Origin of the sequence: Rhizobium terricola, assembly GCF_012927355.1 — a bacterium.
GTDB classification, from domain to species: Bacteria; Pseudomonadota; Alphaproteobacteria; order Rhizobiales; family Rhizobiaceae; genus Allorhizobium; species Allorhizobium terricola.
Genome location: NZ_JABBGK010000010.1, coordinates 21220 through 35688, shown reverse-complemented (window position 1 = coordinate 35688; position 14469 = coordinate 21220). Strand labels below are relative to the sequence as shown.

Annotated in this window: 8 protein-coding genes; 1 reads left to right on the top strand and 7 read right to left on the bottom strand. The window is 57.4% G+C overall.

All coding sequences use genetic code 11. The features are described 5' to 3' along the window. Positions 1 to 289: 289 nt before the first annotated feature. Positions 290 to 1468 (top strand): hypothetical protein, encoded by a 1179-nt coding sequence (locus HHL25_RS22645; RefSeq protein WP_169595516.1) that lies wholly within the window; start codon positions 290 to 292, stop codon positions 1466 to 1468. 51 nt (positions 1469 to 1519) lie between these two features. Here HHL25_RS22645 and HHL25_RS22640 read toward each other — a convergent pair whose 3' ends face one another. The 7 genes from HHL25_RS22640 to HHL25_RS22610 form a co-directional block, all read right to left on the bottom strand. Continuing rightward, positions 1520 to 3205 carry a hypothetical protein gene (locus HHL25_RS22640; protein ID WP_169595515.1) on the bottom strand — a complete coding sequence of 562 codons (1686 nt, stop codon included), beginning with the start codon at positions 3203 to 3205 and terminating at the stop codon, positions 1520 to 1522. Between the two features lie 348 nt (positions 3206 to 3553). Next, complete coding sequence (locus HHL25_RS22635) at positions 3554 to 5107, bottom strand: restriction endonuclease (RefSeq protein WP_169595514.1); 1554 nt, start codon at positions 5105 to 5107, stop codon at positions 3554 to 3556. A 325-nt stretch (positions 5108 to 5432) separates the two neighbouring features. After that, positions 5433 to 7514 (bottom strand): AIPR family protein, encoded by a 2082-nt coding sequence (locus HHL25_RS22630; RefSeq protein WP_315853113.1) that lies wholly within the window; start codon positions 7512 to 7514, stop codon positions 5433 to 5435. Then, positions 7511 to 8500, bottom strand: a complete 990-nt coding sequence (locus HHL25_RS22625; RefSeq protein ID WP_169595512.1) for a PD-(D/E)XK motif protein — start codon at positions 8498 to 8500, stop codon at positions 7511 to 7513. The genes HHL25_RS22630 and HHL25_RS22625 overlap by 4 nt, the downstream gene beginning before the upstream one ends. Then, on the bottom strand, positions 8490 to 11216 hold the full coding sequence (locus HHL25_RS22620; protein WP_169595511.1) for a Z1 domain-containing protein: 2727 nt from the start codon (positions 11214 to 11216) through the stop codon (positions 8490 to 8492). Before HHL25_RS22620 ends, HHL25_RS22625 begins: the two co-directional genes overlap by 11 nt. Beyond that, on the bottom strand, positions 11209 to 12687 hold the full coding sequence (locus tag HHL25_RS22615) for an ATP-binding protein (RefSeq protein WP_169595510.1): 1479 nt from the start codon (positions 12685 to 12687) through the stop codon (positions 11209 to 11211). Before HHL25_RS22615 ends, HHL25_RS22620 begins: the two co-directional genes overlap by 8 nt. A gap of 117 nt (positions 12688 to 12804) precedes the next feature. Further along, the gene (locus HHL25_RS22610) at positions 12805 to 14208 is read right to left on the bottom strand and encodes a DNA cytosine methyltransferase (RefSeq protein ID WP_246701953.1); all 1404 of its coding nucleotides are present in this window, start codon (positions 14206 to 14208) and stop codon (positions 12805 to 12807) included. Between the last annotated feature and the right edge of the window lie 261 nt (positions 14209 to 14469).

Here is a 14469-nt window from a genome sequence, read left to right as displayed (position 1 = left end):
GGAACCACATGCCCCGGCGGCATAGAGGAAGTGGAATTTAACAACGGTACGTTAACGAGCTCGCGGGGTATCCGGTCCGGCCCCACGACTGGAAGCATAATTAGACAATTGATATGCGTGGCTGGGATCGAACCGTGGACTCCTGCTGCGGTCATCGCGAAAAAGCTCGCTTGGGCTGCCTCGCCCGCTGCTGGGAGTGCCAACAATTGAGATCCAGGTCGCGCTTGGACCGCGCAGCGAGCTTCGCTGACATGAAGACCATTTGCAATTTCAAGAAGTGAGATTATGGATGCCCAATCGATACGGTAATTGGAACGATATTCTCGTTTTGCCAGAAGAGTTGATTGCATTTGCATGGTCGGCCCCAATGCGCGATCTTGCCGGAAAGCTTGATATTTCCGATGTTGGGCTGCGGAAGCAACTGTCCAACTATGGTGTTCCTTTGCCGCCTCAAGGCTACTGGAACAAAGTGCATGCCGGAAAGTCTCTACCCCCTCGCCCTAGTCCTCGTCCCAGGCGCCCTGGCGAAATGGGACGGGTGAAGGTGGACGCCCGCTACGCTAAGGTTCTCTCGATTGCCGAAGCTATGACGTCTGCGGGTCCATTTGCCTCGGCTACCGTTCCTGAAAAATTGGATGACCTTCTCGCCCAAGAAGTGAAGGCTATCGGACGCGTTGTGGCGCCGAAAACCATTGCCGTTCCCCACAGAGGAATCGCGCATGTTCTGAGACAGGAAACCCGCAGACAAGAAAAGTTTTCGAAAAGCAACTGGGACTGGGATCGGCCAATATTTGATTCACCGCTCTCGAAACGGTGCCTTCGGATATTGAATGGTCTGTTTCTCGCGCTCAGCAAGCGTGGTCATGATGGTGACGCACAAGAAAATAACCAGGAACTCCATGCCCGAGCAATCATCGGGGACACCTATCTTGGTCTGAATCTGGCTATCGTCGGGAAGCACAAGAAAGTACGCCGGAATGGGTATGAAAGACCGTCCCCTGATCTACCGGCGTCGACAACCTTAGCGCTAAGCCTCGCCCCAGATTTTGCTGGCCGAGTTTCGAAAAGCTGGCAGGATGATGACGAAGGTCGACTTGAGGACAAGATCCCAATCATCGCGGCGGAACTCATCGTGGCGGGAGAAGCAAAATTTAGAGAAAGCCTGAAAGAAGCTGAACAGAAGGCAGAACTGGCCCGTCAGGAAAAAGAGAGGCAACGGCAAGAGCAGCTCCAAAAGTTGAACCAGCAACGACTAGATAATCTAAAGATATCCGGCGACCTGCTGCGTCGAGCACAAGATATCCGCGCCCTCGTAGAGAGTGTGCGTATGGCAATCACAGAAGGCTCCGCTGAGATTGGCGAGGCAAGGCTGGCAGCCTGGGAGCAATGGGCTCTCGGAGAAGCGGACAAAATTGATCCGGTCAGGTCCGGTCAATTCCTATGTCACCTAGACGATCCGTCCTTATAGATGGCAGTCGTGTTCTACAACACGAGCTGGACCAGCAGCGCGCCACCCGTCTTAATTCACAACAACCGACTCGATTTTCACACCGTGTAGTTCGAAACTCTGAACTTCGCGACGTCCGCGCGGAGGGCGGGTCTTTCGTCCGCTTTTCCAAAGCTCCAGTAGCGGGTCGTTGCCTGGGCTCAAGCTGTGGCAGCGCTTGAGAAGATCAAACCAAGAAAACCACGCTGCGCGACTGTCTTGAGGTTCACCGCCCGAAAACTTTGCGCCATTGCGGGTGAGTACGAAAAGGCACATCGCCTTCGCGCTCGCAGCCATATCTTTCGGCAAACCGAGTTGCAGGGCGCGTTCGTCGCCGCCAAGTCCCGCGCAATAGTTGGAAACGACCTCAATCCAGGCATTGCCTTCCTTGACCAGGTTGCTCTGGCGGCTTGCCCGTTCGGTCAATGAGTTCTCGAACGAATCCTGCCATTTTATCTGAAAAACAGCCAGAGTTCCTGTCTGCCGATCAAAGATCGCTGCGTCAATATCGGTCAAGACGCGCCCTCCCTCCCGCAAGCGACGCGGCTTTGAAGGCATAAAGAAGCGAGGTTCCGGAAAAAGCGCCCGCAGATCGTCACGGAACACCGCCTCCCGCAGATTGACGGCTCTGTCCCAGTCGGAGCGAAACATTCTCTGAAGTTTGCGATTCACCCATGGGAAGGGATTATTGAGGCCGCCGAATACCGGTTTGTGCCAGCATTGGTCGCCTCCCCTGATTAGCAATGCTTGCGGACAATCGGGGATCAATTTCAGGTGGGTAGAATCGGACGTTGAGATGCCCAGCACTTCAAGCATGATATCTGCCTCGTCGTCTTTCAAGTTAAGCAATCCGCCCCATTGCTCCCTCAGTTCGTGATCAAACGCAAAGATTGTAAGGATATCCCTAGCTGCCGGCGGATTATGTCGCACCAGAAGCGTATCGACAAATGCGGTATGTTTCAGACAACGCGCCATTCCTGTCACGATCGCAGTGCGATATTGGCCGAATGAAATGGGACCAATCCTGCAGTCATCGGGCAGGCTGTCGTTGCCCGGCAGGCCGCGAGCGCGGAGCTCGGCGTAAGTCTCGAAATATTCCTCGAGTTCCTTGGACGAGGAGTACCGGATGCCGAAGGTGGCGTCCCTTTGCACGCGAGCTTCCAGTTCCTCGGTGACCCATTCTCCTTGATCCGCCTCTAATGCCTTCAGAAATGGACGGTCCGCTTTCTTGATGTGTTGAGTAAACCAGATGATGGCATTGCGATCGATGGCTTCAAAATCAGCGGCTGTGATCACAAAACGTATGGCCCCACTTTTATTAAGTTCGAGCGTGGCCAAGCCATATCGCAGAAAATCGACCAATCGTTTTAGGTGAGAAATGAGACCTGAGCGATAAAGCAAAGAACTCGCCCACCGCGACCGGTCGTTACTTGTAGGTGCCCAAGCCGCACCGGGACCGACCATTCCGCCAGGGAGAAATAGCGAAAGCGCCCGATTGGCACCCAGCCAGCAGATGTCGAGGTAGCCAGGGAGATCAGACACTCTATGGTTCGGCGCGAAAGCTCTCAAATAACCAATGGAATCAATAGCTCGGATGACGTCCAGCAAAACCGGTCGTTCAGTCCCAGCAACTTCCTCCATAAGAGCCATTTCGCTTGCTTCGATTTTGGCAAGCAATGCGGACAGCTTCTGTTCCGCAATTAACCTCGAATTATCCATTCGACTCCAAGCGCGCAGGTGCACGAATTTTAAAGATGACGACCTTTGGCTATCTACCAATCTGCCCAAATCAAAACACGGCCATCCTATGCAGATCAACCTGTCGGTACGATTGCAGCGAACTTGCCAGCAGTTATCAAAATTCCGCAGTTTCATGCGGTGATAGGCTGTGGAATGTCTGAGAGGAATTATCCTTGCAGAAAACGGGCATACCAGCTGTAGCGGGAACCGCAAAAGCCGTTCGCCTCCCACAAGACCGGTTAAGAGGGTTGCCGCAGGAGGTTTAACATAGTGCCGGCAAAAAGCCGGAAACCGGGACCGACAGCCCCCGGCGCGTGGGCCTGCCTTCTATGAACCGGGGAAGAACTTCTGTCTGACGCGGCGATTGCGCCCCAGCGCCCGTTCAAGTTCCAGGACCGACAGGTGGTACTGCTCGACCCGGCGCTTCCCGCAGATCGCGTCGAGCTTGTCGTAGAGTGTGGCGTCCATCTGGGCTGATGTGATCACGCCGAATCCCTGAGCGCCGTACTGCTCAAGCATGTCGCCGACATCCGTCAGTCGCGTGGATCCAAGGGATGAGCCGTTGGTGACAAGCTTGCACTGGAAAATCCACTTCCTCGGCTCCACCCAAGGGCCTACTGTAGCCTCGTGCACGACAATGTCGCGGCCACCATCCCTTGACCGCGATTTACCGAGCTTCCGGATTGTGTCGGAATTAAACTTCGGGTTGTCGAAGATGAGCTGGTAGGAAAGCTCTTCAAAGGCCTCGTCGTCCAAGCTCGTCCAATCACAATAAAAAGACGGCGCGGCGCCGGTAGCGGTGGACAGCTCCTCTGTCACCTGGGCCGAAGCCTCGCGAAGCGCCTTTGCCGTCTGCAACTGCGCCGGCCGGATGTCGTAGAGGAAGTGGAGGAAGTGGCCATCATTGACGAAAACAAGTGTGCCAGTCTCGTGTAGATAACAGCCTTCTGCTAGCGCTGGAACGCCCTCTACAGCGTCCGAAGTCGAGATGCCTATGGGCGCGGTTGTCGTTGCCGCCGGTGAACGAAGTGCTCTAAATGGGTCTGACGACCAGCGTTCGGCATACTCGTCGTCCTGAGTCACGAGCCCTGCGCAAACCTGGGATTTGAAATAGCAGTTTGATGGAAAGCGGACCAGGAGGCCCTCATGATGCACGAACGCCTCGCCGTCAATGATTAGGAAGCCGGCAGGCAGGAAGTCGTTCAGACGATATTTCTGATCCGTCGCCAGAAAGAATTGGTCAGGGCCTACCGCGAGAGGTACAAGCCACCCAGCCCGCGAGGCATAGCAGTTTCCGCCTATTGCGCCGCTGAAGCCGCTGCGATGCAAGCCAAGGCGACGCTCTGGGAAGCGCGCCATCTGATTGCTCCATACTTCCGGTGCTTCGGATCGCAGCTCCTCGTTCGCTACGTGGAGGTTCACGAAATACCAGTCGATGATATCCGGCGCTCGGTGAATATAGGATTCCAGGTTGTCCTCGTAGTCATGCACCTGACCGCGAAGGTTCTGCAGTTCCTCTAGCTTTGTATCGTCTGTGAAATCTTCATCGAAATCGCTGATCAAAAGCGCGCAGTCGGCGATGGCTTCGAATATTCCCGGCCTTGGACCCGTGAGAACTGTTCGGATGCAACGGTGATCTCCGGGTGGGACTTCTGTTTTGACAAACTTCGCATATGCGGCCATGCGCTCGATGGCCCACGACGCATCGAGGAGGTCTCCGCAGATGTCGCGATAGGACTGGGTTGACCCGAACGAAGGGAGTGGGACGTAGATGATGATCCGGTCGTAGGCATTTGGATCAAGCGTCCGAATATTCATTTCGAACTCTTCGCCGAAATCGACCTCAAGCGTTCTGGCACTGGCCTCGGCATCGATCTCCATCTTGTTCATCCTTATTTATGTACGGGCCGGGCTGACGCACTTATGCTATCAACTAACCCAAGCGATCGCGCTTCAGCAATGATCTCTCTCCGTGCGTCGCCTGCTTGCGGCCGGGTGGTTTTCCACTCGCAGCCAGTTTTGCCAGGCTGAAGGAACGCGACCGCTGCCACGGCTGGAGGGGCTGCGTCTCCTTTACCCACGCCGCCAGGATGTGCGTCAACATCGGGTGTTGCGATGAATTCTGCGGGGCCGCTCGACGAGAGCTCCTGTCTTGCACTAGCCGTCCAGATTGACACCCTTCGAATGTATGCTGCCATGTCAACACTCATGCATGCGCAGATGTTTGAAATCCGTCGGCCTCGAGGCGCTGGAGTATCTGCAGAAGCCGGGCACACTGTCGCTCTGTCGGAAGCCGTCCCGGCATTCCTGCGGCAACAGCGAGGATCGAAGCTTCATCGGGCGACAAGGCCCTCCGGCGGGTACCCCACGCCTTGACCTCGCACCAGAACCCGCCGCCACGCCTGATAACCTCGGTCTGCGCCTCGATGCCGTTCAGCATTCGCTGGTCGCGCACTGCGCTTCGCCTGTTTGCACGATGTTCGTCCCGCCCGACGAGCGTATCCTCCCAGTCTTCCGGCCATGAGACCTGCAGGGTCTTGACCCTCGCCCAGCACGCCTGCTGCTTGGCCCACTCAAGCGGGTTGGCGATTTCTCCCGGGCCTCCGGTGATCACCCCATGTACGGCTTCCAGCCCGCTGCAGAGAGTGCGCTCAAGAACATCGGTCAGCCCCTGCCGTCGCCAGACCTTGTCGAGGTCAACGACACCTTCGATCCTGGCAGCATCGAACTGCAGTTTTGCGATGGCATAAGGCACGACGCGGGATCTTATGCCCCCGCCTTGGTACCAGGACTGCTTCGTCACAAGTCGCTCTGCCTCGCGGAATATGATTGCCTTGGCTATCGAGTGGCGGAAAAAATCCTCGTTGAACGCGTCCGAGTTCTTTTCCCATTCCTTGCCGATACTGTCTGCAAAATGGACGAAGTTCTTCTGCGAGCCCCTGCTGACGATTTCGGGAAAGCCTCGCCAGGGATTCAGGAACTTTGCAAGATCCGTCTTGTCGATCATCTGGCTCTTCGGAAACTCGACATCGAACTTTCGTTTCTGCGCCGCCTTCAGCAGGTTCCTTGCGTCCTGATACTGGCCCCGGGCCCGTTCGTAGAACCATTTCGATTCCCTGAATGTCCCGTCCGGTGACGGCGCGAAGATGCGCCGCGAGAACTCCTGGAACCGGATGTGAAAGGCGTGATTTGCGAAGAAGTCGGCCGCATTCACCTTGTTCTGACTGTTGGCAAACTCCGATATTTTCGGGACCACGTCGGATGCCATCGACTGCTCGACAATCGACAGCTTCATCTGAACGAACACCTTGTCGAGGCCCGGCTCCTTCTTTCTGCTCGCAGCATGAATCGACGCGGTCGTCTGTCCGCCGTTGACGATCTGAAGGTTGCTGATGGAGGCAATCGCCAGGGTCCCGCCGCCCTGGGTGACCTTCACGCTCTCGGCGGTGGCCGTTATCCCGTTGTTGAAGGCAAAGAACATTTCCGGGTCGCGTTCGATTGTCGTCCTGATTCCCTTGTTCACACTGCCTCTGGCTTGAAGGAATACCCGGACATTCTGCTCGAGAAGCTGCGCGCCCCAGCGCTCGTAGATAGCAGCAAGGGTCGTCCCCGGAATGACAAGGAGATAGGCCTCGTAGCCTGCCTCCGACAGGTGTGCCGGCAGCGCTGGGATTGAGCCGCCGAAGTCTTCGCAAAGGTCAATCTCGATCTCTTCTCGGCCATGGCCGGAAGAAACAAAACGGTGCAGTCGGGCTATGTCCCAGACCGAGTATGCAACGGGAATACCCCGAAGTTCATCGGATCCCCTGCCTTCGACCCTGCTGCTGAGCTGTCGATTGGTAATGAGGACAAGCTTGATCTTTTCGATCGTGTTCCAGCGCTTTGCGATCATGTCGGCCACGCCGAAGCCTGGCGAGGTTTCTTCCAGACCCTGTCTGAACGTCGGCTCAAGCGCCTTTGAAATGAAGTTCGTCAGCCTCTTGAACGCCGCATCCATCTCCGCGCGCGAAAGTGATCTGATCTCCGAAGCTTGGGAAAAGTCCACGATGATGAGCGTGAGTTCGCCTTCATTCGAATTCGGATCGCCGGCATAGCCATCGACACGTATGCCTCGCGTCGACTGATAAAGTGCGCGATCTGCAGTGTCGAGTTCACCCGCATCGATCAGCTGCTTGCAGAAGAGGTCGAAGAACGCATCTTCCGTAAACTGACCCTCTGCATCGGCAGATGCCAGCACATCCTGAAAAAACTCGTGGTTGAACTCTGCCAGTTCCTCGGACAATCTCACCCCCCGCTGAGACACAATCTTATCGACTCTTCCGGCAGAGCATATTCCTGGCACTCCGACAACGCTACCGTGTATTTCACGCGCTCAACTCCCGGAAGGCAGGACGCTGTCGTCAATCGTGGAAACCCGTCGCGAACCTGAAAGATTTCGAACTGGCCCTCGACCCAGAGCGATGTCGAGTAGTCGTCTTCCCATCTGAAGCCTGCAGCCTGCAGCCGCTCGTCAAGCAGAAGCAGTGCACCCTGATCCTGGCTCTCGATCCTCATACGGATTCCGGTGGCGTAGTCGTTCAGGCTTCGGGCTTCCGGATGGCTAGACTGCGCCTCCGAAAGATCCAGAACGTGAAGAAACAGCCGGTCGAGACCCGCATCATCCAGCTGATGCTCTGACGATATGACGACAGCACTGACCGCGCCGGCGCGCCGCGTCTTGACCTCGACCGCCGTCAGGCCGATCTCGAAATCCTTTGGTGCATCCGTAGGTCCGATCCAGGCCATCACCGCATCACTCGCGCTAATGACGGGAAGAAAATGCCTCTCCAGTGTTATCAGTTCGCCGATAAGCCCCTTCTGCTCTTCCGCGGACAGAAGTATCGAAGACCCCCCACGAAGCAGGTGATGCCAGCGCCATGTTCTCGCCACCGCCCGACCGATCGCGTCAGTTTCGCTTGTCGCCTGAGATGTGGAAGAGAGAATGCTGTTGCAGAGCTCGAGGAATATGTCTTTCAGGGAATTGTCGAGCAGACGGATCAGGAGGCGTCCCCCTGTCCCGTCCTCGCGCGACTGGATCGCCACCTCTATCCCATGCAGTCGAGGCAGCGACGGGACAGCCTCAAGCAACCCTTGGTACTCCAGGAGGAGCAGATACCTTCCCGCCACATCCTTTGCCCAGAAGAAATTCCATCGACCTGCGGCATCGACGCGCCGGGCGCTGGCTGTTTCTGCACCGACGGGGACGCTCAGGGTCCTCCATGGATCACTGCTCATCGCCGGCCATCTCCTCCTCGTCGCCCTCGTTACGGAAGTGCTCCCTGATCCAGGTGGTGTTGACGATGTATTCCACCGTGTCCTCCTCCCTTGCCGTCCTCGGGAAGCTGATGCTGTATGCGACCACAGGCTGCGGATCGTCGGCAACCTTGTCGGATTCCGGATCTATCCTCAGGAGATGAACGATCAGGAGGGGGCGTCGCCGAACAGCGCGATAGATCTTGTCCGGGAAGTTTACCGGCTCACCCTCTGCGGGCAGCTTTCCGTCCTGCTCGAGCCTGGCGAGATAGTCACTGCGCGCCGACGCAATTTCGTCTGCCTCAAGCCCTGTCGCTTCGACCCCTCTCGAGGCGACACGCTGCTTGTTGGTGATATGCAGAGTCTTGGAAGTGCTCTGCTTCCCGGCGGTTCGACGTTGACGGTTCAGCGTGATACCGAGATTGTCGTCGACCGTGTCCTCGTTGCCGCGCTCGACGCCTGCAAACAGGATATCCCAGCTCTTGAGCTCGTCATCAGCGCGAGCAAGGATATAGCGCTGGAGAGGATCTCCGTCTGTCAGCAATGCCCCTTCGTGGTTCTGGAACTCCTTCAAAAACTGAAGAACGGGAGCAACTGGTGCTCCGGTCACCAGCCGACCGCCTGTGACGGTCGCGGCTCCTGTCAACGAATAGCCGTGTTCCTTGAGGCTCGCTGCGAGATTCTTCGCGGCCTTGAGGTTGAGTTTCAGCTTGTCGGCCGTCCGATGGAGAATTGCGGTCTCGACGAAGCTATTGGCAAGACCGATGGAGACAACCAGCCGTTCTCCAGAGCCCATCTTGTTCTTGGCCGTGACGAGCAGTGTGTCGGGGTGGCTGCGCACCTTGAGACCGAACTGTTCGGGGGTAGCGTTCGCCGCCTCCATGCGCCGCAGCTCATCTCTGAGTTCGTCGATCGACTCCGCGACATGGGCATACCATCCTTCCGCCTCTTCAGGCATCCAGACTCGGCAGAGATCATCATAACCCGGTCGATAGCCGAACCACCTGCCCATCTGCATGAGCGTGTCGTACATCATGGAATTGCGCAGGAAGTAGCTGACGATCAGGCCTTCGAGGGTGAGCCCGCGCGAAAGGGAAAACCCGCCGACGGCGATGACATTCAGGCCGGAGCTCTCATGATCAGCATAGGCGAGATTGCCCGCTGAACGACTGTTGACCTCGACGACACTGATCGGCGCGGCGGACGAATGAAGAGCCGCCTGCACTTCGCTCCACTCTGTCTCCGACGTGATTGAATACTCCTCCTGCCAGACCTCGTGAAGCGCGCGGATTTCCGGATCTCGCAAGGCGTCCCGCTCGGACTGGGCCCCGTTCACGCTGATACTTGCCTTGATGGCCTCAAGAGTGTCGTGGATCTCATTCCGAAGCTGCTGCTGAACGTCCGTGAAGCGCGATGCATTCACGAGCATCGAGTTGTGCGCCGACTGCTGGCCCCGGACGAGCCGTATTGCCCTCGCGACAATGAATGTTCTTATCGCCTTGAGAAGACTGTCGGGCAGCGCGGTGATCGCCGTGTCCCTGGAATGCTTGAGGGGAAGGATTTCGTCGTGATCCTCGATGTGGCGAATGATCTGCCTCGGCTGGTCGAGAAACACCCTGTTCGCGCCGAAATAGTTGGAAGGTGGATCAAGACTGACGATGAAGTTTCTCGGGAACAGGTCCGCGCCCCTCATCTCGTCGACAGTATCCGGATCGATGAAGATGTTCGCAAAGGGCGTTGCGGTGTAGCCGATATAGCAGCTCCGGTCGAAAAGCTTGAGAAGCGAACGTATCTGCCCGTTGATATTGGAGACAGCCCCTTTCCCATGCTTGATGTTGATGGACGCGTTATCGGCTTCGTCATCGATGACAAGCATGGGAGCCGAGATTGTCTTGGCGCCACGCTTGCGATTGTAGTTTCCCAGCCATTCGAGAAGAATACCAAGCGTGCTGCTGTTCTTCTTGATGACGAACACGGCAGGTACTGAAAGGGAGTCCAAGTTGCCGCCACCCTGGCCGGCGCCAGTCGAGTTGAAGTCGCGAACGGATGTGGTGAATGTCCAGGGATGGCGCGAGCTGTCATAGCGCCCCACCCCGATGATGCGGTCACCTTTGGTTGACCCGAGGCGGGCGCTGTCCCTGCCGACAAACCCTTCGTCGATTCGAAGCTGCGTCTGGTTGCGCAGGTTGTTGTGTATACCAGCGATGACAACGATGAGCTTGTAACCCGCATCAGCGGCCTTGCAGATAAGACCGGTGTAGTTAGCAGTCTTTCCCGACTGGACGTGCCCCACGACCATGCCTCGCCGATCCCATTCACCTTCCTTCCGAGGATTCTCCATCAGGCCCAGGATACGGTCGGTCACTGCGTCAAGCGTTGCAAGAACCTGCCCTGAAAATCGTTTCTCGACGAGGAGCCGCCGATATCTCATCCAGTAGTAGCGGTCCATCGTCGGCTTTTCGCTCTCGAGCCACGGCGCCCATTCCCGGTCGACCAGCACCGAGCCAATCTTCATCGATACGCCGTGCTGGGCTTCGAGCTCGCGAGCTAGCCTTTCCGCGTCTGCGTCATCAACCTGGCAATCGGGCACCAGCCTGAACTGTGTGATCCACGATCTTATTGTTTCCGGAGTTGGCAGCACCGCCTTCGCGATGAACGGCTCGACCGCCATCCGCAGATTCTCGTAGTTTTCAGTCATCTCCCCTGCCCCCAAATCTTTCGTTCAGCATGTCTTCCGTTGTGGCCCAGTGCGATCGGAACGGCTCGGTCACCTGCATCATCAGCCTCACCTCATCGGCTGACGTGCCTGAGTTGACCAGATTCTCTGCTGTGAACTCGACGATCCTGCGCAGGGTATCGTCCGGGATGCCCGTGTTTCGCACGTTCTCCGGCTCACTGCCCATGTCTGCATAGAGGCTTTCCATCGGGATCGCCGATTCGATGAGGACTGTGAGGCGGTCAAATGCTACCTTCTGCTCCTCGCTGAGAGTTTCGACAAAACCCGAGATCAGCGGATGCTCCGGGTTCAGCCTGTAGGAAATCTCGTTCTTGTCCTGATGCCGGTTCCATACCGGAAGGCGGGCATCGGAAACCAGCTTCCTGCCGCGTGCGGTATATATTCGCTTCGAAGTCGCGCCGATCGTTTCAATGATGCGACGAAGCCTTTCGCGAACATTGAACGGAGGCTGGGCCGATGCCTTCTTGACGTCGATTTTCCACTCGGCGTCCAGGCCCGTGGGAATATCGATCTTCACCCGAGCCAGCTTGGTCAGCTCCGTCTGCCGCGCAAGCCCGAACCATGTCCCGTGAATGATGAGGCGACGTGCCCGGTAGACGTAGAAGCCCTGGTTCTTGAGGTAGCCGGCGCGACCTGCATTGCGCTCCCAGTCCGCCGCAGGAAGCTTCTTGTGGTGGGGAAGCGTGAAGCTCTGGATGGTGACAATGTGTCGGCCGGAGCGGAATTCCTCCGTAGGACCGACTATTGTCGCCGGATTGCTCTGATCGAACGGATCAAAGCCTTTGAGTTCGCGATTGTTGAGTCGCATTCGCACACGGGCGTGGCCGCGCTCTCCCGAAATGTATCGATGGAATACCAGCTCGAGGTGTTCGCGTGCCAGGTCGAGAGACCGGACCAGATCCCCACGCTCACCCTTCGGGGCAAGCCGATCAAGGGCTTCCCAGATCACCAGGGTTCCCTGGCTCCCAAGCTGATCGCCCCACGGCTGAGCTTCGCTCGGGTCAGGTAGCTGCAGGAGCCATTCATTCTGCTCCGCCACGAAATCAAGGTCCCAGATCGCTGCAGATCTCACGCCGTCCCTGGCAGAGATGACGGTTAGACGCCTGCATTGCGAAAACGATGCGGTCTTCAGTCCCAGACCAAACCTTCCGAGATCCGTGCCAGAACGCTCTTCGAGAGGATTCCTGCTTCCTGGACGCATCGCTGCCATCAGCTCGTCCGGGGACATGCCACTCCCATTGTCCAGAATGGCAATCTTCGGATCATCGCCAGCGGTGTCCGCGAGAATGTCAATCAGACTGGCACCGCTTGCGAGCGAATTGTCGATGATGTCTGCGAGGGCTGTTTCGAGAGAGTAGCCAATGTCCCGCAAACTCTCGATGAGGGTTGCAGCAATAGGTGCAGCCGGAAACGTCCTCGCCTTTTTCTTCACGACGCCCCCGCCTGCTCCGATCGTATCAGATTGTGTCTGCCAGCTCGGCCCGAGTCGGGAAGCAGAGCTCGCGGGCACTCGAAGAGTTCCCCTGCTCCCGGACTGGCAACGTCGTGATCAGGCGACATTCGACAGTCTGGCCCTTCCGATTTGGTCGTCTGCAGCGTCGGCATGCGCTGTGAGGATGGAAAACAGCGCCTCGCCGATCCAGCGGGCGAGCAAGGGGGGGACCGCGTTGCCGACCTGGATGTACTGCTCCGTCCGATTTCCCTTGAAGAAATAGTTGTCGGGGAAGGTCTGAAGCCTGGCTGCTTCTCGTACCGAAAGGCTGCGGCACTGAAGCGGATCCGGATGGATGAAATAGTGCCCGTCCTTCGAAATATGGCTCGTCACTGTCGTGGAGGGCCCGCCGGAAATCTGGACACGAAAGCGATCTGCAAACTTGCCGGTCTTCCAGTTCTCATGGTTCGGGGAAAGCTCTTCGGGAAAATCGGTTGCCTTGGGTGATCGACCGACCACCTGGGCAAATACCGCCGCAAAGAAATACCGTGCAAGGTCGCTCGGCATATGGCTTCGCGTCGCGTGGTTCGGAAGGTTGGAAAGCCTTTCGTCAACAAGCCAGTCCCGCAGTTCGGCGGGGCATTCGGCGGAAATCCCGTTTCCCCATGCTTGGCGGCCCGGAAGCCGGTTCATCCCCCTCAGGGCGGCAAGGCATTTTCGTGCTTGGACAGTGAAGGACTGCTGCAGGTCCTCGGTCAGACCGATGTCCAGATCTGCCACGAAGGCCATGGCATCTTCAACCACGGCACGCCATTCATCATCGCCGTCGATACCACGGCTCAGCCCGCTTCTCAGCTTCGGCATGCCGTCGAGGACATGCTGAACAGTCGTCTTGAGAGTATGCCGCACCATGAGATCAGCCAAGGCGGCCGTCGGCAGACCTTCCGCGACATCGGCGCGCAGTCCTACGACGATGACCCGATGACGGGCCTGTGGAACGCCGAAGTCTTCGGCACGCACGATGAAATCGGAAGCGCGTGGCTCGAAGGCCGACAAATCCAGCTGGCGGCGGGATCTCGGGTCAAGCGCAACCAGCCGATATTCGGTGGCCCCTAGCCTTTCTCCGCGAAGGTCTCGAAGGACCTGATCGAAGATCCGGTTTTCGCCATCCACGGATGACGACAGCATGCCCTTGACGTTCTCCATGACAAAGGCAGCCGGCTGCAGGCGGTCCAGAATCCGGATATATTCCTTGTAGAGGAAGTGTTTCTCATCATCGCTGGCGACGTAATCCTTCTTCCCCTGATTGCGAGCACGGCCGACGAGCGAATAGGCCTGGCATGGTGGACCGCCGATCAGGATCGAGTTGCCACCGCTTTGCTCGCGGATCTCGTCGATACGTCGATTGAGCCGCTGGTCCGGATCTTCCTTGCCAAGCTCCAGCTGCCACGCTTCGTCCACGGCCCTGGCCCATTCACGCGGATATTCCGTCGCCCAGTCCGGCTCGCCACCACCGCGCATCAGAAAGTCATAGTACTGCTGAGGGAGCACGCCGTTGAACTGGCGCAGGAAGCTTCTCAGACGCAGGGTGGAATGTGCAGCCCTTTCCTTCTCGATCGAAAGAGCAATGTGATAGGCACGCTCATCCCCCATGCCGGGAACGCTCGAAAAGCCTTCCGCGAGCCCTCCCGGCCCTGCAAAGATGTCGACGACGGAATATGATGGCAAGAATCACGCACTTCGGAGTTGTAGACAGTATTCGCAATGAATATCATCTTCGTG